Consider the following 23850-nt stretch of genomic DNA (forward strand, 5'->3'; position numbering starts at 1 on the left):
TGCACGAGATGGCCAGGATCATCAGGAGCGAGTACCCAGGCAAGCTGCTGATTCCGCGGCACCGGGTGCCGGACGCCGCGGTCCGGGTGCTCGGGCCGCGTTTCGGTCTCACCCCCGACTACATCGCCAAGCACCTCGGCATCCGCTTCGCGGTGGACAACAGCCGCAGCGTAGCGGAACTCGGGGTCGCCTACCGGCCGGTACGGCAGACCATGCTCGACCACTACGAGTCCTGGCGGGGGGCAGTGCCTGCGCCGTTATCGGCGCACGCGGAGGCCGTCGAAGGCGATGGCGCAGACCATGTCCGCAAGCGGGTCAGCGCCGTCGGGCCTACTGCCTGGGCGGTACCACTCGACGATCGAGTTGATCATGCCGAACATCAGCCGGGCGGTGACCTTCGGGTCGACGTCCGCACGGACGTCGCCGTCCCGTTCTGCCTCCTCGACCAGGGCGGCTACCAGCTTGTCGAAGGACCTGCGGCGGGCCAGGGCCGCGCGCTCGATGTCGGTGTTGCCGCGGACGCGCAGCAGCAGGGTGACGTAGGGCAGCCTGTCTTCGAGCACGGCCACCGTGCCGCGGACGAGCAGTTCCAGGCGCTCGATGGCCGGGGCGTCGAGTTCCTGCGCGCGCTGCGCGGCCTCCGACCAGCCGTCTAGCGCCCGGTCAAGGGCCATCCTGAGCAGTTCTTCCTTGCCCGACACGTGGTGGTAGATCGCGGACTTGGCGATGCCCAGGCGCCTGGACAGGATCTCCATGCTCGCCCCGTCGTAGCCGCGCTCGTTGAACACCTCGACCGCGGCCCGCAGAACCGCCTCCAGGTCGTTGCCCGGCCGCCCGCGCCGACGCGGTGCCTGGTCAGTCGCGATCGCGGTCATCGGGCGTGGAACTCCGGACGCTTCTTGGCGAGGAATGCCGCAACCGCCCCCTTGTGGTCCGCGGTCTGCCCGAGCCGTGTCTGCGCCTCGTGCTCGGCCACCAGGACATCCGGCAGCGCGGGCAGCGCCGCGGCGGCGATCGCCTTCTTCGCCTCGGCGTAGGCGAGGGTCGGCCCAGCGGCCAGCCGGTCCGCGATGGCCCGCGCCTCGGTGAGCACCTCCGCGGGATCCGCCAGGCGGCCGACGAGACCCCAGTCGAGGGCCTGCTGCGCGGTGAACGGCTCGGCGAGCAGGATGAGCTCGCTGGCCCGTCCGCTGCCGACGGCCCGCGTCAGGGTGGCCGACAGTCCCGAGTCGAAGGTCAGCCCGATGCCGGTGAACGCGGTGGCGAACTTGGCCGTCTCCGCGCAGACCCGGATGTCGCAGGCGAGGGCGAGCGAGATGCCCGCGCCCGCGCAGGTGCCGTTGATGGCCGCGACCACGGGTTTGGGCATGCCGGCAAGGGCAAGGACGACTGGGTGATAGTGCAGCTCAAGCGTGTCGAAGGCGCGTGCCGGATCGGCGTCGAGCGCGGCGGCGTGCTCGCCGAGATCCTGTCCCGCGCAGAAGACCCGTCCCGAGCCGGTCAGCAGCACGGCGCGCACCGCGTCGTCCTCGGCGAGCCGCCGCAGGCCGGCCAGCAGCTGCTCCTTGGCCGCCCGCGTGAGGGCGGGCGCCCGCAGCGTGACGACGCCGACGGCACCCTCGACGGCGACCGTGACGATTTCTTCTCCTCCTGGCATCTGGTCAGCTCCCATGTCCCAAGAGTAAATTACCGAATGGTCGGTATGTAAAGTGGAAACCACGCAATGGACGGAGGACCCCGGTGACGGTACTGCGCAGTTACGTGGAAGGCCGCTGGCAGGCGCCGGATAGCGGCGCCCCGGTGTACGACGCGGTGACCGGGGACCTCGTCGCCGAGGTGTCCTCCGACGGTGTGGACTTCGGGGCCGCGCTCGCTTACGGCCGCGACACGGGCGGCTCCGCGCTGCGGAAGCTGACCTTCCACCAGCGCGCAGAGCTGGTGAAGGAGGCCGGCCAGCTGCTGCGCAAGCATCGCGACGAGCTGTACGAGCTGTCCTACCGGACCGGCGCGACCCTGTATGACTCGAAGTTCGACATCGACGGCGGCATCGGCGTGCTGCTCAGCTACGCGAGCAAAGCCAAGCGCGAACTGCCCAACGACAAGGTGTTCGTCGAGGGCTTGCCCGAGCAGCTCGGCAAGGAGGGCGAATTCCTCGGCCAGCACCTGCTCACCCCCAGGCACGGGGTAGCGGTGCAGGTCAACGCCTTCAACTTCCCCGTCTGGGGTCCGCTGGAGAAGCTGGCACCGGCGCTTATCGCCGGCGTGCCCAGCCTCATCAAGCCCGCGTCGCAGACCGGCTACCTCACCGCGCTGATGGTCGAGATCATCATCGACGCGCAGGTCCTCCCCGAGGGCGCGCTGCAGCTGGTCAGCGGCGGCGCCGGCGACCTGCTCGAGCACCTCACCGAGCAGGACCTGCTCAGCTTCACCGGATCCGCGAGCACTGCGAGCCGGCTGCGCAGCCACCCCAACGTCGTCGCCAGGTCCGTGCGCTTCAACGCCGAGGCCGACTCGCTGAACATGTCGGTTCTCGGCCCCGACGCCACCCCCGGCACCCCAGCGTTCGACCGCTACGTCCGGCAGCTGGTCATCGAGATGACCGTCAAGGCCGGCCAGAAGTGCACCGCGATCCGCCGCGCCTTCGTCCCCGCCGCCCTCACGGAAAGCGTCGCCGAGGCGGTCAGGGAGGAGCTGGCCAAGGTAGTCGTCGGCAACCCGGCCGACAAGGCGACAAGGATGGGCGCCCTCGCCAGCCTCGACCAGCGCGAAGAGGTCCGCCGCTCGCTCAAGGCACTAGAAGACGCGGCCACGGTCGTCTTCGGCGACCCGGAGCACGTCAACGTGCAGGGCGCCGACGCCGAACGCGGCGCGTTCCTGTCACCGATCCTGCTGCGGGCGCACGACACAAGGCGCCCCGAGCTGCACGAGGTCGAGGCGTTCGGCCCGGTCAGCACGCTGATCGGGTACGACGGCACGCAAGACGTCATCGAGCTCGCCGCCCTCGGCAAGGGCAGCCTGGTCGGGTCGATCGTCACGGAAGACCCTGCCTTCGCCCGCGACGTCATCCTGGGCACCGCTCCGTGGCACGGCCGCATCCTGGTGCTCGACGATGACGCCGCCCCCGAGTCCACCGGCCACGGCTCCCCGCTTCCTATGCTCGTGCACGGCGGCCCAGGCCGGGCTGGCGGCGGCGAGGAGATGGGCGGCATGCGCGGCGTCTTCCACCACATGCAGCGCACCGCTATCCAGGCCAGCCCGCGGATGCTGGCCGCAGCCAGCGGCCGCTGGGTCAAGGGCGCGCCGCGCAACCTCGACGACGCCCACCCGTTCACCAAGCCGCTGTCCCGGCTGCGCATCGGCGACACCATCCACGCCGGGCCGCGCACGGTGACCCTCGACGACATCGCGCACTTCGCCGAGTTCACCGGCGACACCTTCTACGCGCACACCGACGAGGAGGCCGCGGCGAAGAACCCGTTCTTCGGCGGGCGCGTCGCGCACGGCTACCTGATCCTGTCGTTTGCCGCCGGGCTGTTCGTCAAGCCGGAGTTCGGGCCTGTGCTGGCCAACTACGGCATCGACAACCTGCGGTTCACCACCCCGCTGAAGCCGGGCGACGAGATGACCGTGACGCTGACCTGCAAGCAGATCAGCCCCCGGGCCGGCGACTACGGCGAGGTCCGCTGGGACGCGGAGGTCACCAACCAGGATGGCGCCGTGGTGGCCAGCTACGACGTGCTGACCATGGTCGCGAAGGAGTGGAACGCATGAGCGTCGACCTTCAGGAGCACTTCGACGAGACGATCGCGCACGAGCGCAGGATCGAGCCGCGCGACTGGATGCCCGACGGGTACCGGGCGACGATGATCAGGCAGATCGCGCAGCACGCGCATTCGGAGATCATCGGGATGCAGCCGGAGGGCAACTGGATCACCCGTGCCCCGTCGCTGCGCCGCAAGGCGATCCTGCTTGCGAAGGTGCAGGACGAGGCCGGGCACGGCATGTACCTGTACAGCGCGGCGGAGACCCTCGGGGCCGGCCGCGGCGACATGACCGCGAAGCTGATCGGCGGGCGGCAGAAGTACTCCTCGATCTTCAACTACCCCACGCTGAGCTACGCCGACGTCGGCGTCATCGGCTGGCTGGTGGACGGCGCGGCGATCTGCAACCAGGTGCCGCTTTGCCGCTCCTCCTACGGCCCGTACGCGCGGGCGATGATCCGCATCTGCAAGGAGGAGTCGTTCCACCAGCGGCAGGGGTATGAGCTGCTGCTGACGATGATGCGGGGCACCGCGGCGCAGCGGGAGATGGTGCAGGACGCGGTGAACCGGTTCTGGTGGCCGTCGCTGATGATGTTCGGTCCGCCGGACGCCGACTCGCCGAACACCGCGCAGTCGATGGAGTGGGGCATCAAGCGGCACACCAACGACGAGCTGCGGCAGCGGTTCGTCGACATGTCCGTGCCGCAGGCGGAAAAGCTCGGCGTCACGCTGCCCGATCCGTTGCTGCGCTGGAACGACGAGCGCGGGCACTATGACTTCGGCCCGGTGGACTGGGACGAGTTCAAGGCGGTTATCGCCGGGAACGGCCCGTGCAACACGCAGCGGGTGGCGCGCCGCAAGGCGGCGCACGACGAGGGCGCGTGGGTGCGGGAGGCGGCCATGGCGCACGCTCGCAAGAATCCGGAACGGGTTCGTGTTTCACCGGAGGCGTCCTCATGACTGAGTCCAGCGCGGACTGGCCCTTGTTCGAGGTGTTCCTGCGGGGCAAGCGCGGGCTCAACCACGTGCACGTGGGCAGCCTGCACGCGGCCGACCCGCAGATGGCGCTGCACCACGCCCGCGACCTGTACACCAGGCGCAACGAGGGCGTCAGCATCTGGGTGGTCGCCGCCACCGACATCACCGCGTCCAGCCCGGACGAGAAGGACCCGTTCTTCGCGCCGTCCGGCGACAAGGTGTACCGGCACCCGACGTTCTACGAGATTCCCGACGACGTCCCGCACATGTGAGTGCCTGTGATGACTGACCACGACAACCCGTACGACCTGCTCGGCGAGGACCACGACGACGGTCACCGCTGGGCGTTCGGCACCGGGTTCACCGACCCGCTGGCGGGCATCGACACGTCGGTGCCGCCAGGCACGGACGGCGCCGCCCTGGCCAGGTACTGTCTGGCTCTCGGCGACGACGCGCTGATCTACAGCCACCGGCTGCAGGAGTGGCTGACCCGGATGCCCGAGCTCGAGGAGGAGACCGCGATCGCCAACATCGCCCTCGACCTGCTCGGTCAGGCCCGCATGCTGCTCGCCAGGGCGGGCGGGATACTCGGGCAGAGCGAGGACCAGCTCGCGTTCTTCCGCTCGGAAGCCGAGTTCCGCAATGTCCGGCTGGCAGAGCACGCCGACAGGGACTTCGCCGAGGTCGTGGGGCGGCTGCTGATCTTCTCCTCGTGGCGGCTCGCGTTGTTTGGTGCGCTTTCTTCCGCATCGGACCCGGTACTTGCGGCGATCGCCGCCAAGGGGGCGAATGAGCTCACCTACCACCGCGACTACGCGGCGCAGTGGGTGATCAGGCTCGGCGACGGCACCGAGCTGTCGCACGCTCGCATGCAGGCCGCGCTTGACGCGCTGTGGCCGCTGACCGCGGAGCTGTTCCTGCCGGATGCCTCCGCTTTGGCCAGCGTCGATCCCGGTTCGGTGCATGCGGTGCTCGACATGGTGCTCGCCGCGGCCGGCCTGTCACGGCCCGGCGGCGCGACGCTTGGCCCGGTCAGCGGGCGCGCCGGGCGGGACGGCGTGCACACCGAGGCGATGGGCTACATCCTGGCGGAAATGCAGTCCGTGGCGCGAGCAGACCCGGACGCGACGTGGTGACCGCGACTTCGCCCGGCCAGAGCGCCTACGACGTGGCCGCCGGGACGCCGGACCCCGAGCTGCCGATGCTGACCATCGCTGACCTGGGCATCCTGCGCGGAGCTGAGTCCACAGAAGAGGGTGTCGTGGTCACCATCACGCCGACTTACAGCGGCTGCCCGGCGATGCGCGAGATCGGCGCGGACGTGCGGCACCGGCTGATGAAGGCCGGCTTCGACAGGGTCACAGTCAAGACGCAGCTGGCACCGCCGTGGACCACTGACTGGATCACCGCCGACGGGCGGCGCAAGCTCGCCGAAGCGGGCATCGCACCGCCGTCACCCGCGCCTAGGCGCAGCGGGCCGGTGCCGGTGAAACTCTCCACCGTTCCGACGGATCTGCCTCGGTGCCCGCGGTGCGGTTCGGCTTCCACCACGGAGACAGCGCGGTTCAGCGCCACCGCATGCAAGTCGCTGCACCGCTGCGAGGCGTGCGGCGAGCCGTTCGAGGCGGTGAAGGCCCTATGACTGGAAGCACTGTGACCGCTGTTGTTTCTGCGTCAAGAACCACTTTCTATCCGCTGGTCGTGGTGGACGTCGAGGCGCTCACCGACGACTCCGCCGCGATCACCTTCGCGGTGCCCGGCGAGCTTGCCCAGGCCTTCGCGTTCGCGCCGGGACAGTCGCTGACTCTGCGGCGCGGTGACGAGCGGCGCTCATACTCGATCTGCTCCCCCGCCGGGACGGCGCCGCGCATCGGCGTCCGCGAGGTCGCGGGCGGCGCCGTGTCCGGCTGGCTAGTCCGCGACGTCAGGCCGGGAGACGTCATCGAGGCGCAGGTGCCGAGCGGCACGTTCACACCCGACCTGTCTGTCGCCGCTTCCCACGTGCTGATCGCCGCGGGCTCCGGGATCACGCCGATGATGTCGATCGCCGCTTCTGTGCTCGCCGCTAATCCTGCTTCCACCGTGACACTGCTGTACGGCAACCGGCGCAGCGGCACGGTGATGTTCGCCGACGAGGTGGCGGACCTGAAGGACGCCTACCCGGCCCGGATGCGCATCGTGCACGTGCTGTCGCGTGAGCCGCAGGAGGTCGAGCTGCACAGCGGGCGGCTGGACCGCGACCGCCTCGCGCGGCTGCTGCCCGCCACGGTGAGCGTGCCCGACGTGGACCACTGGTGGCTGTGCGGGCCGTTCGGCATGGTGACTGACGCGATGGAACTGCTGAGGTCGCTTGGCGTGCCCGGCTCGCGGTTGCACCGTGAGCTGTTCTGGGTCGGGGACGAGCCGCCGGTGGAGGCGACCCACGCGGAGGCGCCGACGGCTTGTGGCGCGACGGTGACCGCGATTCTCGACGGGCGCGCGTCCACTTTCACCCTGCCGCCGGGCACCCCGGTACTCGACGGCGCGCAGCAGATCCGGCCCGACCTGCCGTTCGCCTGCAAGGGCGGCGTATGCGGCACCTGCCGCGCTAGGGTCGTTTCCGGTTCGGCGGTCATGCGCCGCAACTACGCGCTCGAGGATTCCGAAGTTTCGGCCGGGTACGTGCTGACCTGCCAGGCCCTGCCAAGCAGCGACGAGATCACCGTGGATTACGACGCGTAGGAGACCTTTCATGGCCACTACTGCCACCCCGCCCGGGGAGCTCGAGCCGATCGAGACCGCGTCCATCGACGAGCTGCGGGCGCTGCAGCTGGAGCGGCTGCGCTGGTCGCTGCGGCACGCCTACGACAACGTGCCGCACTACCGGCGGCTGTTCGACACCGCGGCGATCCACCCCGACGACCTGGCGGACCTGTCGGATCTTGCGAAGTTCCCGTTCACCAGCAAGCTGGACCTGCGCGACAACTACCCGTTCGGCATGTTCGCGGTCCCCCGCGAGCAGGTGGTCCGGGTGCACGCCTCGTCCGGCACCACCGGCCGGGCCACGGTCGTCGGCTACACCGCCGAAGACATCGGGACGTGGGCCACCGTCATGGCCCGCTCGATCCGCGCCGCGGGCGGCCGCCCCGGGCACATCCTGCACAACGCCTACGGGTACGGGCTGTTCACCGGCGGCATGGGCGCGCACTACGGCGCGGAGAAGCTCGGCTGCACGGTGGTGCCCGTCTCCGGCGGGATGACCGAGCGACAGGTGACGCTGATCCGCGACTTCCGCCCGGACATCATCATGGTCACCCCGTCCTACATGCTCGCCATCATCGACGAGATGGAACGCCAGGGCCTCGATCCCGTGCAGTGCTCACTGCGATACGGCATCTTCGGCGCCGAGCCGTGGACGAACGAGATGCGCGCCGAGATGGAGGCCCGCGCGGGCATCGACGCCACCGACATCTACGGCCTGTCAGAGGTCATCGGGCCGGGCGTCGCGCAGGAGTGCGTGGAGACCAAGGACGGCCTGCACGTCTGGGAAGACCACTTCTACCCGGAGATCGTCGACCCGGTCACCGGCCAGGTGCTGCCCGACGGCGAAGTGGGCGAGCTGGTCTTCACCTCGCTCACCAAGCAGGCCATGCCGGTGGTCCGCTACCGCACCAGGGACCTGACCAGGCTGCTGCCCGGCACGGCGCGCACGATGCGCCGGATGGAGAAGATCACCGGCCGCAGCGACGACATGATCATCTTGCGCGGGGTGAACCTGTTCCCGACCCAGGTCGAGGAGCTGATCCTCGGCGTCCCCGCGCTTTCGCCGCACTTCCAGCTTGTGCTGTCCAGGCCCGGCAGGCTCGACGTGATGACCGTCCACGTCGAGCGCCGCCCTGACGCGTCGCCGGAGACCGCGGAGGCGGCGGGCGCCCAGCTCACCACCCTGATCAAGAACACCATCGGCGTCACGGCGGCCACCATGGTCGCCGAGCCGGGCACCGTCGAGCGGTCGCTCGGCAAGATGCGCCGCATCATCGACGAGCGCCCCCGCTGAGCGCTGATCCCGGCTCGCCAAGATCAACTACTCAGTTGCCCGTGTCGTTACCGGGGTCCTGACCCCGGCAACTACACGGGCATTTTCAATTCGGAGCTGCGGCCGCGGAACTCGGCGATGAGGCGGCCGTCGGACTCGACCGCGATGTCGTAGAGGCCGGTGCGGCCGAAGCGGGAGCGCAGCCTGGCCTCGGCGGTAAGCACGTCGCCCGCCCTGGCGGGCGCGGCGAACACGATGTCGCACTCGGCCGCCACGGTCACCGGCCCCCAGCTGTTGCAGGCGCAGGCGAAGGCGGTGTCCGCGACGCTGAAGATCATGCCGCCGTGGCAGATGCCGTGCCCGTTGACCATGTCGTCGCGGACCGTCATCTGCGTGCGGGCCCAGCCCTCGCCGTGGTCGACCAGCTCGATGCCGAGCATCCGCGACGCGGCGTCGCCCGCCATCATCGCCTCGACCGGGCCGGGCTGGCCGGGCTGGCCTGCTTCCTGCGACAAGGATGCCCCTCACGCCGATTTCCCATGATGGTGGATCGTTAGGAGCAGTTGAGGCCTCCTAACGATCCACCATCTTCCCGCCGGGGACGATCATGCGGGCAACTGGCCCGCCATTCGTGGCGGGCGTCAGGGGTGCAGCGTGGCCGCGAAGAGATCCAGTTTTCCCGTGCGGGTGTCGTTCCACACGAGGTGGAACACGCCGTCGCCGCTCGCGATGCCCTGCCAGTCGCCGAGCCACCAGATGCCGTATTTGCCGCGGGTGGCAGTCGCCCGGTCGAGGGGGTCGAACGGGGCGGTTGTCACCCGCAGCGGCGGGTCGAAGCTCAGCTGTCCGGGGCGGGAGATCAGCAGCACTTCGTCCATGCGGCCGTCCTTCAGGGCGAAGGCGGAGATCGCGACCCTGCCCGCCGCGTCGGCCGCCAGGTTCGGCTGGAAGTAGATCGCGCCGTCGGCCGGGGTCGCGGTCACCGGCGCGGTCCAGCTGCGCCCGCGGTCGCGTGACACGGTCACCACGATGTCCGAGTGCGTCGCGCCCGGCTTGCGCACGGGAAAGGCGACGAAGATGGCATCGCCCCGGGGAGAGATCGCGACCGCGGGGCCGCTGTTGGGCCGGACACCGCCGGGCAGGGCCATCGTCGCCGTTTCGGCGCCCAGGTGGACAGGCGCGCCGAAGGTGTCCCCTCCGTCGGCCGAGCAGACCGCGGTGACCTGCCCGGTCATGTCACCGGACGCGTCCTGCTTGGTCGTCCAGTCGCAGACCACGCACACCACGCCATCCGGTCCCGCGGCCACCTGCGGTCCCGCGCTCACCAGGGAAGGGGCGCTGGCCTCCGCCAGGATCCTGCGCGGGGTCGCGAACGTCTGCCCGCCATCGGTTGACCGGGTGAATTCGAGTGCCGTGTGCGCGGCGCCCGCTCCCCATGCCACGTAGACGTGGCGCCCTGACGAGCCCCCGCCCTGGCCAGCGGCGACCCAGGGGTGGTCGCTGTAGACACCCTCGACCAGGGTCACCGGCGCCGAGAAGGTACGCCCGCCGTCGCCGGTCCGCCACACGTACACCGCGCGGTTGGCGTCGGGGTTCGCCGGGCCGAGACGGGAACCGTGACCGGAACGCGCGGCGCAGACATAGCCGGTGCCGTTCCCGCCAGAGGCGACGGTCACGTCGTCGCCCGCCGGGCCGGAGCCCGGCTGCGGCGGCCTGCCGCCCAGCTGCCAGGTCGCGCCGCCATCGGCCGAAACGTAGGTGAGGACGAACTCGGGGGTGAACGGCGAGCCCTGGCAGGCGACGAGGAGCTGCCCGGGCTGCCGGGGGTTCGCCGCGAGCGACGGCCCGACGTGCTGGCTGAACTGATCGCGGCTGACCCGGACGTTCGCGGTGACCCTCGACGCCGGGCTTGCCGTCGCCGTGGATGCCGTGCCCGACGGCGTCGTCCATGCCGTAGCGTCGCAGGACGGGAGCGCCGCCAGGGCGGCTGCGACGACTCCGCCACGCAGCAGTGCGCGACGCGATAGAGACTCATTAATTCGGATGAACGGGTTATGGTTGCTCGTCATTCGTAACTACTTTCGCATCAGGAAGGCGGCCGCATCAGCCGGAATCCGTTACGCACTGCTGTCGGCCGGCGGGCTCAGTCCACGAGGGGCAGCTGGGTGGAGCAGGTCAGCGGCAACCCGATCGGCACCAGGCGCTCGATGGACCCGGGCCGCCCATGCGTGATGGCGAGCTGGGCCGGTGACAGATAGCCGATGAACAGCTCTTCGCCAGGGGGCATCGCGGACGGCGTGAAGATGAAGGCGACCTCCCCACCGGGCCTGTCCTGTCCCGTCATGACCTTGCCGACCCCGGGCCCGACGCCGCCCTCGCCGAGTTGCCCGCTGTCATGCGGTCCCTTGCAGAAGACACCTTGCCTGATGAGCACGGGGAACCCGGCTTGGCGCAGGGCTCGCTGCAGGCTCGCGATGTCCTGGCTGTTCTGGATGTACGCGCGCTTGTCCCAGGTCACGCTGAGCGTCCCATCGACGTTACTGTCCACGGTGAACGCGGCCGTCCTGATGTGCACCGCACCGCTCCCGGCACCTGTTCCTGCCTGGGATGGTGCGGCAGGGCGGCCGCTGAGCTGCGGTCCGGCCAACGCGACGGCGGTCGCGGCGGCGGCCGCGACAGCGGTCCCGATGGCCAGGAAGCCGGTCCGGACGGCGGGGCGTCGCATGGCCGCGACCGCGCGCCGCTGTCTGGCGGCGCGCTCGCTGACCACCCTGACGAGCTCCGCTTCCAGCCGGTCCTCGAAACGGCCGGGCGGCGGCCGCATCTCGTCGATGCTCACGACATGACCCCTTCCGCGACGGTCCGGCGGACTGGAGCGGGCAGCAGCGCCCTGCGGGCGCGATGCAGCCGGACCCGGGCGGTGACCTGCCGGATGTTGAGCGCCGCGGCCGCCTCCACCACGGTGAGGCCGTCGACGGACACGAGTTCAAGCACGGCCCGTTCCCCCTCGGGAAGGGCGCGCAGTGCCGCATGGAACTCCCGGACCTGACGCAGGGCGTCGATCCGCTCCATCAGGCCTGACTCGTGCCAATCGCTTCGGAAGCTGAGCGGCAGCTCCCTGCGGGTCAGGAAGTTGGGGCTGTCAGTGACCCAGGCCATCATGACCTGCGGCGGGTACAGCTGGGTGAAGCCCTCCTGGATCTTCACCCGGTCCCAGGCGTCGGTGTTGTCCGAAGTCCAGACCTGCTCGACGCGGCGCAGGATGCCGAGGTCGGCCCGGCCGCCGCCGCTGGCACAGGATTCAAACGCGACACCGGGATGGGCGGCGCGCAGCGCGTCGATGACCGCGTAGAGGTTGGTCACGTGGTCGGTCCAGGCGCGCTCCGGGTTGTCGCCTGCCTGTGCGGGCCAGCCCGGCTCGGAGAACGAGCGGTTCATGTCCCACTTGATGAACTCGATGCGGTTCTGCGACAGCAGCCGGTCGAGTGTCGCGAACATCCACTCCGCCACGTCGGGCCTGGCCAGGTTGAGTACCAGCTGATTGCGCTGCTGGGACCTGGTACGGCCGGCGAAGTGGTACACCCAGTCCGGGTGCGCGCGGTACAGGTCGCTGTCCGGGTTCACCATCTCCGGCTCGACCCACAGCCCGAACCGCATGCCGAGCTCGTTAACCCGGTCAATCAGCGGGGCGAGTCCCCGCGGGAACTTCTCCCTGTTGACCGTCCAGTCGCCGAGGCCCGCATGGTCGTCATGCCGCTCGCCGAACCAGCCGTCGTCCATCACGAAGGTCTCGACGCCGACCCGCGCGGCGAGCTCGGCGAGGCGGATCTGGCCGGCCTCGTGCACGTCGAACCAGGTGGCCTCCCAGGAGTTGTAGAGCACCGGGCGCAGCGACGGTGCATCGGGGCCGGCGGGGCCGGCGGGCCGCTCCGGGGCAGGCGCGGGCGGGGCCCAGGCCGGGGCGGTCAGCGCGGGGCGATCGTCGCCGCGGCCCAGCACGCAGGCCAGCTGCCAGGCGTGCCACTGACGGCTCGCGGCACCGAAACCAGCCGTTGTGTACAGGCCTGCGAACCGCGGCAGGACCAGGGCATCGCCTGGGTCCAGGCGATAGGTCCAGTCGAAGTCGTTCAATCCGCCGCAGGCGTGGGTGCGGCCGCCCGGGTTGGTCTCGAAGACGAGCTTCCATGAGCCGCTCCAGGCCAGGGCGCCGCTCCACAGCTCTCCCGCTTCTTCGGTGGCCGCGCCGTCCGGGTCCAGGGTGAACCAGGGGTGGAGCTGATGGCTGGTGATGCCGCGGCGGCTTTCGAGTACCACCTTGCCCGGAGTGAGCGTGGTCTGCGCGAGCTGCGTCTCGGCACTCCAGCCGCCGTGCAGGTAGCGCAGCCGCCAGCTGCCGCGCGGCGGCAGCCACCAGTTGGCGGAGTGGGCCTGCCTGATCAGCACGGGCGACGAGTCCCCATCGCGCTTGGCGCCCCCGTGCTTGTCAGCGCCCCGTTTGTCAGCGCTGTCGTTGTCAGTGCTGTGCCGCAGCGTGGCCCAGCGCTCGAGCACGTCGAAGCCGTCGTAGACGCGGTAGGCGAGGGTGACCCGCAGCGGGTAGCCGGTGTCGGCGAGATCGACTTCCAGCGTGCTGGCCGGCCCCCGACGGGTGATCCGGTGGCCGGTGACGCGCCATTCGACGTTCCTGGTGCCGTCGGCGAACTCGGCCTTGAGCGACGGCTCGTCGAAGCGCAGCCCGCCCCACGGCACGTACTCGTCGGGGCGCTCGCGGACCAGGCTAAGCTGCGCCTCGTGGCGCGGCATCGGGCCGGTCGCCGTTGTCAGCAGGCCGGGCAGCGCCTCGCGCGGCAGCGGGCCGCCCCAGTGCAGGTGGCGTAGCGCCGCCCCGTCGTCGGCGAGCCCGAACGCGTAGGCGGTCGACTCCATCTCGGCCAGCCACACGCCCGCGGTCTCGTCGTACCAGAAACCCGCCATCGATAGCTCTCCTGCTGACTCGAGTCCACACCGCCGCGCTCCCCGACGCTAGCAGGAGCCGCGCTCGACCAGTTCGCTGCTCAGCGACCAGTCCCGGTGGCCACCAGATCCGGGCGGTGCCTGTCGCCGAGAGCACGGCAGAAGCCGTCTTGCCGCTCGCGATGCTGTCCGACACGCGCCTGTACCCGGTGACCCTCGGCCCGTACTCCTGGAACAATGTCAAGTTGTGCGAGGCATCGGTTACGGCGGGGACTACAACCCGGAGCAGTGGCCCGAATCCACCTGGGCCGAGGACGTCAGGCTCATGGCGGAGGCGGGTGTCAACCTCGTCACCGTCGGGGTCTTCTCCTGGTCGCGGCTGCAGCCCGCGCCCGGGGAGCTGACCGCGGGCTGGCTGGACCGCGTCCTCGACCTGCTCGCCGATGCCGGGATCGGCGTCGACCTGGGCACAGGCACCGCGTCGCCCCCGCCCTGGCTCGTCACCGAGCACCCCGAGATCCTGCCGGTCACGGCGGACGGGCAGCGGCTAGCGCCCGGCGCGCGGCAGCACTACTGCCCGAGCTCCCCCGCGTTCCGCGCGGCCGCCGCCGACCTCGCCGAACGGATGGCGCGGCGCTACGCCCGCCATCCGGCCCTGACCATGTGGCACGTCAGCAACGAATACGGCTGCCACGTCCCCGCCTGTTACTGCGAGACCTCGGCGCAGGCGTTCCGCGACTGGCTCCGGGCGCGCTATGGCTCGCTTGACCGGCTCAACGAGACCTGGGGCGGCGCCGTGTGGAGCCAGGACTACACGAGCTGGGACCAGATACAGCCGCCGCGCACCGCGCCCACCTTCGCCAACCCGGCACAGCAGCTCGACTTCGCCAGGTTCAGCTCCGCTGAGCTGCTCGACTGTTTCCGTGCCGAGCGCGAGGCCATCGCCGCACATAGTCAGAACACGCCCGTTACGACGAACTTCATGGGCCTGCACCGGGCGGTGGACCAGTTCCGCTGGGCCTCCGAACTGGACGTTGTCTCCATGAACAACTACCCCGACCCGGCCGACGCCGAGTCCTACATGCTGTCCGCCATGGCCTGCGACCTGACCCGCTCGGTGGGCGGCGGGCGGCCGTGGATCCTGATGGAGCAGGCGCCCAGCACTGTCAACTGGCGGGCGGTCAACGTCCCCAAGGCACCGGGGCAGTACCGCGGCCTCAGCCTGCAGGCGGTGGCGCGCGGCAGCGACGCGGTCCTGTCGTTCCAGTGGCGCGCCGCCGCCACCGGGGCCGAGAAGTTCCACAGCGGGATGCTGCCGCACGCCGGTACCGACAGCCGGGTCTGGCGGGAGGTGGCCGGGCTCGGCGCGGACCTGGGCCGCCTCGCGCCGATAGCAGGCAGCCAGGTGAGTGCTGCCGTGGCGCTGCTGCATGACTGGGAGAGCTGGTGGGGGCTCGAGCTCGACTCGCACCCGAGCCGGCTGCACCTGGTCGACCTGCTCGGCGCGTTCTACCGGCCGCTGTTCGCCGCCGGGGTGACCGTCAACTTCGCGCATCCGGAGAGCGACCTGTCCGCGTACCGCCTGGTAGTGGTGCCCGCGCTCTACCTGGTCAGTGACGCGGGGGCGGACAACGTGCGGCGGTTCACCGCCAATGGCGGGACGGTGCTTGTCAGCTTCTTCTCCGGGATCGTGGATCCCCGCGACCGGATCCGGCTCGGCGGGTACCCGGCGCCATGGCAGGACCTGCTCGGGCTGCGGGTTGAGGAGTTCGCGCCGCTGCCCGCGGAGACGACGGTGCGGCTGGACGGTGTAGTCGGGTGGCCTGGCTTGTCCGGCTCATCCGGCTTGTCCGCTACTGGTCGTTTGTGGCAGGACGTCATCGGCCTGCGCGGCGCGGAGCCTGTGCTGCGTTACGCGTCGGGTCACCTTGCCGGTCAGACGGCCGCGACCAGGCATTCCTACGGTGAGGGCGAGGCGTTCTACCTTGGCACCCTGCCGGACCGGGTGACGCTGCGCGGCCTGGTGGCGGAAGCCTGCGGCCGGGCGGGTGTCGAGTTCAGGACCGATGTTCCGCCTGACGTTGAGATGGTGAGGCGCGGTGAGTACCGGTTCGTGATCAGCCACCTGGACCGCGAGGTCGAGGTGGACCTGGGCGGGAAGAGCCGGGACCTGCTCTCGTCAGAGATCGTGGGGCCGGGCGTGGTGCTTGGGCCGCGCGGCGTGCTAGTGCTCAGCTCGCGGGACTGACGGAGCGGTCCTCGCCTGACCCGCGTGTGCAGCGCCGCGTCCCGGGTTCCGGTGCGTATTGCCTGGTGGCGTAGTTCGCGTCACGCGGGTAGCGTCGGAATGCGCACGTGCTTGGGAGGCGTATGCAGTCGTATCGGCTCACGGCGACGCGGTCTTGACGGTCGCCCGGGATGGACAGCTCATCGTGGCCGGCGCCGGGCGCCGGGCACCAGGAGGTCCAGCGGCTCGCCGGCGAGCAGGCGGCGCTGCACCGGGTCGCCACGCTCGTGGCCAGGGCCGCAGCCCCGGAGGATATCTTCGCGGCAGTGGCCGAGGAACTGGCGCAGGTGTCGGGGGCGAACATCGCGGTGGTGCTCAGGTACGAAACCGATAGCGCCGCGACCGTGGTCGGCTGCTCGAGCCGCGGCGGGGTGCTCGCCCGCGTTGGGACCAGGCTGACGGTGTCGGGTGAGGGCATCGCCATCGCGGTCCTGCGCACTGGCAGGCCGATGCGGGCCGCACGGTTCGCCGGGCCCCCGGGGTCGGTCGCGGACTCCCTGCGGAGCATGGGCATGCGTGCCGCCATCGGCAGCCCCGTCATCGTCGGCGGGCGGCTGTGGGGTGTGGTGATCAACGCGACCACGGAACCTGAGGGGCTTCGTCTCGAGGATGAGCACCGGATATCCGCGTTCGCCGAGCTTGTCGGGACCGCGATTGCGAGCGCCCAGGCACATGTGGAACTGCGCGCGATCGCCGAGGAGCAGGCCGCGCTGCGGCGCGTGGCGATGCTTGCCGCCGCAGGCACGGCGCCCGTGACGGTGTTCGCCGCCGTTGCCGAAGAGGTCGGGCGGGTGCTGCCAGAAGCCGACTTCGCGATGGTGGCCCGCTACGACGCTGACGGCGGTGTCGAAGTGGTCGGCGGCTGGAGCAGGGCCGGCGGCTACCGGCTCCTTGGCCGCCGGTTGGTGCTTGGCGGGCGGAACGTGAGCACGGCGGTGTTCGAGACAGGGCGGGCGGCGCGAGCCGACTATCCCGCGACCGGCGACGACGCGGTCAGCGCGGCGGCGCGCGAGATCGGAATGCGCTCCTCGGCGGGCGCGCCGATCCGTGTCGAGAGCCGGCTCTGGGGCGTCATGATCGCCGCGTCGGTACGCGAGAACGCCCTGCCGTCCGGCACCGAGCAGCGGCTGGCCGCGTTCACGGAGCTCATAGCGACCACGATCGCGAACGCCCAGGCGCGGCAGGAGCTCAGCACGATCGCCGAAGAGCAGGCCGCGCTGCGCCGGGTAGCCACGCTCGTAGCGCTCGGCGAACCGCCGCGCGTGATCTTCGAAGCGGTCGCGCGCGAAGTCGGCCGGCTGCTTCCAGCCGACTTCACGCTCATCGGCCGTTACGAAGAAGGCCTGGCGACGGGCGTCGCCGGCTGGAGCAGTTCCGGCGAACCGGTCCCGGTCCGCGAGCAGGTCACCCTGGGCGGGCGGAGCGTCACAGCGGCAGTACTCGAAACCGGGCGTACGGCCCGGGTGGACAGCTACGAGGGCGCCTCAGGCGGCGCCGCCGACTACGCGCGCGACCAGGGCATCAGGTCGTCGGTGGGCGCGCCAATCAACGTCGAGGGCCGACTGTGGGGTGTCATGGTCGCCGCATCCATGAGCCGGCAGCCGCTGCCATCAGACACCGAGGAGCGCCTGGCCGGGTTCACTGAGCTGGTCGCCACCGCGATCGCCAACGCAGACACTCAGGCGGAGCTGACGGCCTCCCGGGCCCGCATCGTCGCCACGGCAGATGAGACAAGGCGCCGCATCGAGCGCGACCTGCACGACGGCGCGCAGCAGCGGCTCGTCAATCTCGGACTGCAGCTTCGTTCTGTTCAGGCGGACATGCCGCCCGAACTGGGGAAACTTCGCGCGAACCTGGACCGCGTAGTGGCCGGGCTGACGAACGCGCTTGACGAACTCCGCGAGTACGCACGCGGTATCCACCCGGCGATCCTCACCGAGGGCGGGCTGGAAGCCGCGCTCAGGGCGCTCGCCCGCCGGTCACCGGTACCAGTGACGCTCGACGTGCGGACACGGGAACGACTGCCCGAGCGTCTCGAGGTCACGGCGTACTACGTCATATCGGAGGCACTGGCGAACGCGGCCAAGCACGCCGAAGCCTCCGCCGTGCAGATCGGCATCGAGCAGGCCGGTGAGGTCATCAGGCTCAGGATCAGCGACGACGGGACCGGCGGAGCCGACCCGGTGCACGGCTCCGGCCTGGTCGGCCTCAAGGACAGGGTCGCGGCCGTCGGCGGGACGCTGAACGTCCAGAGCCGACCTGGTGAGGGGACTACCCTGCTGGCGGAACTCCCGGTCAGCGAGTTCTAGCGATCAAGGGAAGTTCAAGTGGGGTCCAGGGTGGCCCGCTGGGAGCTCGCACTGGGCTGGCCTGGCGGGTGCCGGGGTGCCGCATGGCGGGGTAACGGGCGTGTGGTCGTCCCGCTGGCACAACAAGAGGTTGAGGCACCGCGACCGGTCGCCATGGTATTGCTCGGTGCTGTTCATCACAGGTTTCCGGCGCCATGCGGGATGCCGAGTGATCGGGCCCCCGCGGCCAGCACCCACACGGACGGAACGTACACTGCCCGAGCCCGCTGGCGGGGGATCGATGCCCCCTGCCTCGGCCCTACTTCCCTGCCGTCGGGGAGCAGTCCTCCGGCATCGTCGAACAGCACGACACCGTTGCAGAGCATGCTCCACCCCTGCTCGGGATGGCTGACCTCGACGCGGGCGGCCATGCGGTCCGGCGCTAGCGGGTCGGGACACGGAGGCTGGTGTTTGCACATGAACCCACGATGGCTGACCAGACAGTCACGAACTACATGGTGAGCGCCCAACCTCACTACCTGCTAGCTGGAATGCCCCTGCTAAAGCTAGCCAGACGAGAGGTTGCCGTGCCTATTCCTGTTACCAGCAATGCGCCGGGGAAGGCGCGCGAGTCATCGTGGACGTGTGACCATGCGCTGCCTGCTTGTCGATGACAACGCTGCCTTCCTGGAGACCGCGAGGAGCCTGCTCGTCAGGGGGGGTCTCACGGTGACGGGGATCGCGTTGTCAAGCGCGGAGGCAATGCGGCAGGCAGGCGAACTGCAGCCGGACATCGCCCTGGTCGACATCGGGCTCGGCGCGGAGAACGGCTTCGACCTGGCACGCGACCTCGCCGCCCGGGGAATCGCCGTGATCATGACCTCCACCCGGCCCGGGGACGACTACGCGGACCTGATCACGGAGTGCCAGGCGGCCGGATTCCTGGCCAAGGCGGAACTGTCTGCCGCGGCGATCTTGCGGGTCCTCGGGTCACCGTCCGGCTGACGGGCAACCGCGCGGGCGGCCTAACGGGCGCCGAGGAAGGTGAGCACCGCCAGCACCCGGCGGTGCACCTCGTCAGACTCCTCAAGGTGCAGCTTCATCAGGATGCTCCGCACGTGCTTTTCCACAGTGCCCTCGGTCACCCACAGCCGCTGCGCGATGGCACTGTTGGATCGACCCTCCGCCATCAGCGCGAGCACCTCGCGCTCCCGCGGGGACAGCACGTCAAGCGGGTCGTCCGCCCGGCGCGCGGCGAAAAGCTCGGCGACAAGAGCCGGATCGACGGCCGAACCGCCGCGCACCAGCCGCCGCAGGGTCTCGGTAAAGTCGTCCACGTCGATCACCCGGCTCTTCAGCAGGTAACCGGTGCGCTGCCCCTCCGCCAGCAGATCCATCGCATGCTCGACCTCAACGTGCGCCGACAACACGAGGATGGCAGTCTCAGGAAGCTCCGCGCGGATCTGGCGGGCCGCCTCCAGGCCCTCGACCTCATGCCGCGGCGGCATCCGGATGTCCACCACGACCAGGTCCGGCCGCTGCCGGTGCACCAGGTCAATCAGGCCTACCGCGTCACCGCTCTGGCCGACCACGTCGAAGCCGGAGCGGTCGAGCAGGCTTGCCAGGCCCTCGCGAAGCAGGACGTCGTCGTCTGCCAGCGCGACCCGGATCCCCTGCCTGCTCATCCTGCGATTATCGTCCGTCAAGCGGGCAGCGATCCAGCCTGCAGACCAATCAGTCTTACCTGCCAGCAGGAAAGCCCGGGGCAAGCTAGCGCTAACCAATGACGGACGCTGCCCGCGATGTGCGGAACACGGCCGGCCCGCAGACTCTATGCATTGCTCCGGCCGGCTGGAGTGACCCAGCCGTCCGGAGCGTTCCAGAATTCAAGCGTAATCGGGGGAAGATTATGGAGCGGACCGACTGGCTGGACGAGGGGTTCACGCCGGCGGACGCGCGGTTCCTCATGGCAACCGCCATCACCCACCACCGGGTCAGCTCACCGAACTGGGGAGAACACGAAGTCCGCAAGCTCCACGCAGAGCTCGCCGACCTCCAGCGGCTAGGAGCCAGGATCGTCGCCGAGGAAACGGCCAACTTCTCTGGCCGACGGCCCTTCTCGCGGCGCCGGACCGAGGCCGACCGCGGCAAGGCCGCCTAATCGCCTACCCTCCCTGTCCACGGATGGCCGTAGTACGCGGCTGGCACGCCAAATGACCTGCGGTGATATGTGATTCAATGATCGGTGTCACCAACGGCGACGGTTCCAGGGTGGCGTTGACGCGCCGCACGGTTGGGGCGGTAATGGAGTTCGGCGATCGCGGCCTGCACTCGCATGCGCGTAGGCTGCCGGACATTGGGATGGTCATTGATCACGCGCGAGACAGTCTGGTGCGAGACGCTCGCCAGTTCGGCGACGTCCGCCATCACAGGGTCACGCGCGGAGCAGGTCACCTAACGGTTTCCCGCCGGTAGCCGCCTGACGCGCGCGCGACCCGCCGATCGTTGCTTTGCAGGCGCGCAGGCCGGTCTATCCCGCACTCGCGGACAGCGGGTGGCCGATGGATTCGCCGGAGGCGGGGTCGAAGAAGTGCAGCCGGGACGTGTCGATGGCGAGCTCGAGCGGGGCGCCGGGGCGGACCGCGGAGCGGGAGGAGACCCGGGCGGTCCACAGCGACTTGCCGCCGACGAGGGCGGCGACGGTCTCGTCTTCCTCGTCGTGCCCGCCGGCCGCCGAGGTGATCGAGTGGTGCTCGACCGGGGGCGCGTCGATGGTGAAGATGGCGTGGATCTCGGTGCCGAGCCCCTCGGTGACGCCGGCGGTGACGCCGATGCGGGGCCAGCCGGCGTCGGCGAACGCGCCGTCCTCGAAGTCCGACGGGCGGATGCCGAGGATGACCTTCTTGCCGAAGAACTCATCCAGGCCGGGCTTGCCGGCCACCACCGCGGCGGGGACGGGGAGCTTGAACCCGGCGAACGCGACGGCGGGGCCGTCGTCGCGGACCAGGTCGGCGGTGACGAAGTTCATCGCCGGGGAGCCGATGAACCCGGCGACGAACAGGTTGACCGGGGCGTCGAACAGCTCCTGCGGGGTGTCGGCCTGCTGCAGCTTGCCGTCGCGCAGGACGCAGACCCGGTCGCCGAGGGTCATCGCCTCGACCTGGTCGTGCGTCACGTACACCGTCGTCGTGCCGAGCCGCTCGTGCAGCTGGTTGAGGGCGGCGCGCATCGAGACGCGGAGCTTGGCGTCCAGGTTGGACAGCGGCTCGTCCATCAAGAACGCGGCGGGCTCCGGCACAGCTCGTCAAGAGATGTGCAAGTGGCCACCCGGGTGGCCCGCTGGGAGCTCGCATTCGAATGGCGAGGACGGTGCCTTGGCCCCGCATTTCGGGGTACGGGTGTGTTCATCCCGCTGGCACAACCAGGGGTTGAGGCACCGCGACCCGTCGCTGTGGTAAGGCTTGGTAGTTCTCATCACAGCTCGCTCACCAGCACACCCTTGGATGCCGACCAGTACGGGTTGCAGGTCGGACGACCAGCTGGACCGCAACGAACGAAGTGCTGTATTCACACTCCCACGATGGCGCGCCAGACCGTGACGCACTATGTGGCGAGCGCCCAACCCCACTACCTGCTAGCCGGAATGCCCCGGCTGAACCCACCGGGACGCGGGCACGCTTCAATCAGTCGAATGACTGGTCGTCATCCTCCTCGCACCGGTCATAATCGCGACCGCGTCTTCCATCGTGTGCGTCTTTGGCGTGATCACGGCGGCGCGCGCGCCGAGGCGCTGGACGTGGATGCGGTCCGCGAGTGCGAAGACGTTCTGCATGTCGTGGCTGATCAGGATGACCGCCTTACCGGTGTCGCGCAGGTCGCGGATGAGCTTGAGCACCTGCCCGGTCTCCCGCACGCCGAGGGCCGCGGTGGGCTCGTCCAGGATGACGACATGGCTGCCGAAGGCACTGGCGCGGGCGACCGCCACGGCCTGACGCTGTCCGCCGGACAGGGTCTCTACCGCCTGCCCGATGTTCTGCAGGGTGCCGATGCCCAGGTTCTTGATCTGCTCCGCCGACCGCCTGCGCATCTCCTTGCTGTCGAGCATCCGCAGCAGCGAGCCGAGCGGGCCCTTGCGGCGGATCTCCCTGCCGAGGAACAGGTTGCTGGCGATGTCGAGCGCCGGGGCGACGGCGAGGACCTGGTGAACGGTCTCGATGCCCGCGCTTCTCGCGTCCTGGGGGTTGCGGAATCGGACCTCGTCTCCGTTCACGAAGATCTTGCCCGTGTCGGGTACGAGCACTCCGGACAGGCACTTGATAAGGGTCGACTTGCCCGCGCCGTTGTCACCGATCACCGCGAGGATCTCCCCCGGGTACAAGGCGAGATCCACCGCGTCAAGCGCGATGACCCGGCCGAACAGCTTCACGAGGCCGCGCGCCTCGAGCACCGGGGTTGTCATGCCTTCACGCTCCTGATCCACTGGTCGACGGACACGGCGGCGATCACCAGGATGCCGACCGCGAGGACCTGATAGTTGGGGTCAAGCCCGGCGAGCGCGAGGCCGTTGTCGAAGACCTGCACGATGAGCGCGCCGATCAGCGACCCGAGCACGACGCCCCGGCCGCCGAAGAGGCTGGTGCCGCCAATGACCACCGCGGTGATCGACTCCAGGTTGGCGTTGAGCCCGCTGTTGGGGTCACCGCCGCCGACCCGGCCGACGAGGACCCAGGCGGCCACGGCGACGGCGATCCCGGCGACCATGTAGGCGCTCAGCAGCACCCGGTTCACCGAGATTCCGGCGAGCCGCGCCGCCTCCGCGTCGTCGCCCACGGCGTACAGGTGCCGCCCCCACGCGGTAAAGCGCAGCGCGTACGAGAACACCAGGTACAGCACGACCATCAGCAGGACGCCGTAGGTGAGGTTCACCGACCCGATGGAGAAGGTGTTCCCTGTCCACAGCAGGAAGGCGCCGGGCGGGAGTTGTATCGTCTGGCCCTGCGCGTAGATGAGCGTGATCGCGGTGAAGATGCTGAGCGTGCCAAGCGTGACGATGAACGGCGGCAGCTTGATCCGCGTCACCAGGAACCCGTTGACGGTCTGGGCGGCGATCGCGATCACCACACCGATCAGCAGCGCCAGCACCCCCGGCACGTGCTGCTGGTAGGACAGCGTCGCCATGACCAGCGAGGACAGCACCATGATCGCGCCAATGGACAGGTCGATGCCGGCAGTCAGGATGATCAGGGTCTGCCCGGCCGCGAGCGTGCCGACAACTGCGGCCTGCTGCACCACGAGGGACAGGTTCTGCAGCTGGTAGAAGTGGCTGCTGGTCAGGCTGAATCCCACGCAGGCGAGCACGAGGACGATCGCCGGGCTGAGCGCGGGCTGGCCGTGCAGCACTGAATGGACGCGCTGGCCCACGCTCGGCGGGCGGTTGAGAAACTCCTCGAGTGCCGCGGATCCGGCATCGTCATGTATTGCGGTGGTCAAACCGATCCCCTTCGATGGTTACCGCTGCGCGGCCCGTGGTGATTAGGTCCGGCCGGCGGGCGCCCCTCGGCGCCCGCC

Annotated in this window: 20 protein-coding genes and 3 pseudogenes; 11 read left to right on the plus strand and 12 right to left on the minus strand. The window is 69.9% G+C overall.

Annotated features, from left to right (window positions below; all coding sequences use genetic code 11):
* Window positions 1–257: 257 nt before the first annotated feature.
* Together EAS64_RS05330 and EAS64_RS05335 are read right to left on the minus strand one after the other, a co-directional pair.
* Complete coding sequence (locus tag EAS64_RS05330) at window positions 258–875, minus strand: TetR/AcrR family transcriptional regulator (protein WP_145851534.1); 618 nt, start codon at window positions 873–875, stop codon at window positions 258–260.
* On the minus strand, window positions 872–1672 hold the full coding sequence (locus EAS64_RS05335) for an enoyl-CoA hydratase/isomerase family protein (protein WP_246115533.1): 801 nt from the start codon (window positions 1670–1672) through the stop codon (window positions 872–874). The genes EAS64_RS05330 and EAS64_RS05335 overlap by 4 nt, the downstream gene beginning before the upstream one ends.
* A gap of 68 nt (window positions 1673–1740) precedes the next feature.
* Here EAS64_RS05335 and paaZ point away from each other — a divergent pair, with 68 nt between their 5' ends.
* From paaZ to paaK, 7 genes are read left to right on the plus strand one after another with little or no spacing between them, the layout of a single operon-like run.
* Window positions 1741–3771 (plus strand): phenylacetic acid degradation bifunctional protein PaaZ, encoded by a 2031-nt coding sequence (gene paaZ / locus EAS64_RS05340; protein WP_145851535.1) that lies wholly within the window; start codon window positions 1741–1743, stop codon window positions 3769–3771.
* Complete coding sequence (gene paaA, locus EAS64_RS05345; RefSeq protein WP_145851536.1) at window positions 3768–4721, plus strand: 1,2-phenylacetyl-CoA epoxidase subunit PaaA; 954 nt, start codon at window positions 3768–3770, stop codon at window positions 4719–4721. The genes paaZ and paaA overlap by 4 nt, the downstream gene beginning before the upstream one ends.
* Window positions 4718–5011 carry a 1,2-phenylacetyl-CoA epoxidase subunit PaaB gene (paaB, locus tag EAS64_RS05350; RefSeq protein WP_145851537.1) on the plus strand — a complete coding sequence of 98 codons (294 nt, stop codon included), beginning with the start codon at window positions 4718–4720 and terminating at the stop codon, window positions 5009–5011. The genes paaA and paaB overlap by 4 nt, the downstream gene beginning before the upstream one ends.
* A 9-nt stretch (window positions 5012–5020) precedes the next feature.
* Window positions 5021–5875 carry a 1,2-phenylacetyl-CoA epoxidase subunit PaaC gene (gene paaC / locus EAS64_RS05355; RefSeq protein ID WP_145851538.1) on the plus strand — a complete coding sequence of 285 codons (855 nt, stop codon included), beginning with the start codon at window positions 5021–5023 and terminating at the stop codon, window positions 5873–5875.
* Window positions 5869–6381 (plus strand): 1,2-phenylacetyl-CoA epoxidase subunit PaaD, encoded by a 513-nt coding sequence (gene paaD / locus EAS64_RS05360; protein ID WP_145851539.1) that lies wholly within the window; start codon window positions 5869–5871, stop codon window positions 6379–6381. The genes paaC and paaD overlap by 7 nt, the downstream gene beginning before the upstream one ends.
* Window positions 6378–7460: a 1,2-phenylacetyl-CoA epoxidase subunit PaaE gene (paaE, locus tag EAS64_RS05365; protein ID WP_145851540.1), complete on the plus strand. Its 1083-nt coding sequence runs from the start codon at window positions 6378–6380 to the stop codon at window positions 7458–7460. The genes paaD and paaE overlap by 4 nt, the downstream gene beginning before the upstream one ends.
* Window positions 7461–7470: 10 nt before the next feature.
* Window positions 7471–8775, plus strand: coding sequence for a phenylacetate--CoA ligase PaaK (paaK, locus tag EAS64_RS05370; RefSeq protein WP_145851541.1), 1305 nt, complete (start codon window positions 7471–7473; stop codon window positions 8773–8775).
* A gap of 71 nt (window positions 8776–8846) precedes the next feature.
* Here the strand turns inward: paaK and paaI are convergent, their stop codons facing one another.
* The 4 genes from paaI to EAS64_RS05390 form a co-directional block, all read right to left on the minus strand.
* Complete coding sequence (gene paaI, locus EAS64_RS05375) at window positions 8847–9269, minus strand: hydroxyphenylacetyl-CoA thioesterase PaaI (RefSeq protein WP_342782014.1); 423 nt, start codon at window positions 9267–9269, stop codon at window positions 8847–8849.
* A 126-nt stretch (window positions 9270–9395) separates the two neighbouring features.
* Entirely contained in the window at window positions 9396–10823 is a 1428-nt protein-coding gene (locus tag EAS64_RS05380; RefSeq protein WP_145851542.1) for a sialidase family protein, read from the minus strand.
* Between the two features lie 74 nt (window positions 10824–10897).
* Window positions 10898–11593, minus strand: coding sequence for a hypothetical protein (locus EAS64_RS05385; protein WP_145851543.1), 696 nt, complete (start codon window positions 11591–11593; stop codon window positions 10898–10900).
* On the minus strand, window positions 11590–13728 hold the full coding sequence (locus EAS64_RS05390) for an alpha-galactosidase (protein WP_145851544.1): 2139 nt from the start codon (window positions 13726–13728) through the stop codon (window positions 11590–11592). The genes EAS64_RS05385 and EAS64_RS05390 overlap by 4 nt, the downstream gene beginning before the upstream one ends.
* A 226-nt stretch (window positions 13729–13954) precedes the next feature.
* Between EAS64_RS05390 and EAS64_RS05395 the strand changes: the two genes are divergently transcribed.
* Window positions 13955–15955, plus strand: coding sequence for a beta-galactosidase (locus EAS64_RS05395; RefSeq protein WP_145851545.1), 2001 nt, complete (start codon window positions 13955–13957; stop codon window positions 15953–15955).
* Window positions 15956–16125: 170 nt separating this feature from the next.
* Window positions 16126–18303 carry a GAF domain-containing sensor histidine kinase gene (locus tag EAS64_RS05400; protein ID WP_145851546.1) on the plus strand — a complete coding sequence of 726 codons (2178 nt, stop codon included), beginning with the start codon at window positions 16126–16128 and terminating at the stop codon, window positions 18301–18303.
* A gap of 287 nt (window positions 18304–18590) precedes the next feature.
* On the opposite strand, the pseudogene EAS64_RS45600 reads toward EAS64_RS05400, so the two are convergent.
* Window positions 18591–18761 (minus strand): annotated as a pseudogene (locus EAS64_RS45600) (DUF5999 family protein); the annotation flags it as partial.
* A 172-nt stretch (window positions 18762–18933) separates the two neighbouring features.
* On the opposite strand from EAS64_RS45600, the gene EAS64_RS05410 reads away from it, so the two are divergent.
* Window positions 18934–19287 carry a response regulator gene (locus EAS64_RS05410; protein WP_145852366.1) on the plus strand — a complete coding sequence of 118 codons (354 nt, stop codon included), beginning with the start codon at window positions 18934–18936 and terminating at the stop codon, window positions 19285–19287.
* Window positions 19288–19307: 20 nt separating this feature from the next.
* Here the strand turns inward: EAS64_RS05410 and EAS64_RS05415 are convergent, their stop codons facing one another.
* A complete protein-coding gene (locus tag EAS64_RS05415) occupies window positions 19308–19967 on the minus strand; it encodes a response regulator (RefSeq protein ID WP_145851548.1) in 660 nt (219 codons plus the stop codon).
* Between the two features lie 224 nt (window positions 19968–20191).
* On the opposite strand from EAS64_RS05415, the gene EAS64_RS05420 reads away from it, so the two are divergent.
* Window positions 20192–20443, plus strand: coding sequence for a hypothetical protein (locus tag EAS64_RS05420; protein WP_145851549.1), 252 nt, complete (start codon window positions 20192–20194; stop codon window positions 20441–20443).
* 119 nt (window positions 20444–20562) lie between these two features.
* On the opposite strand, the pseudogene EAS64_RS05425 reads toward EAS64_RS05420, so the two are convergent.
* The 4 genes and pseudogenes from EAS64_RS05425 to EAS64_RS05440 all read right to left on the minus strand — a co-directional run.
* A pseudogene (locus EAS64_RS05425) lies at window positions 20563–20709 on the minus strand (LacI family DNA-binding transcriptional regulator); the annotation flags it as partial.
* A gap of 103 nt (window positions 20710–20812) precedes the next feature.
* Window positions 20813–21580 (minus strand): annotated as a pseudogene (locus tag EAS64_RS05430) (ABC transporter ATP-binding protein); the annotation flags it as partial.
* A gap of 381 nt (window positions 21581–21961) precedes the next feature.
* A complete protein-coding gene (locus EAS64_RS05435; RefSeq protein WP_145851551.1) occupies window positions 21962–22741 on the minus strand; it encodes an ATP-binding cassette domain-containing protein in 780 nt (259 codons plus the stop codon).
* On the minus strand, window positions 22738–23772 hold the full coding sequence (locus EAS64_RS05440; protein WP_145851552.1) for an ABC transporter permease: 1035 nt from the start codon (window positions 23770–23772) through the stop codon (window positions 22738–22740). Before EAS64_RS05440 ends, EAS64_RS05435 begins: the two co-directional genes overlap by 4 nt.
* Window positions 23773–23850 lie beyond the last annotated feature (78 nt).

It is taken from the genome of Trebonia kvetii (genome assembly GCF_007827045.1).
Classification (GTDB): domain Bacteria; phylum Actinomycetota; class Actinomycetes; order Streptosporangiales; family Streptosporangiaceae; genus Trebonia; species Trebonia kvetii.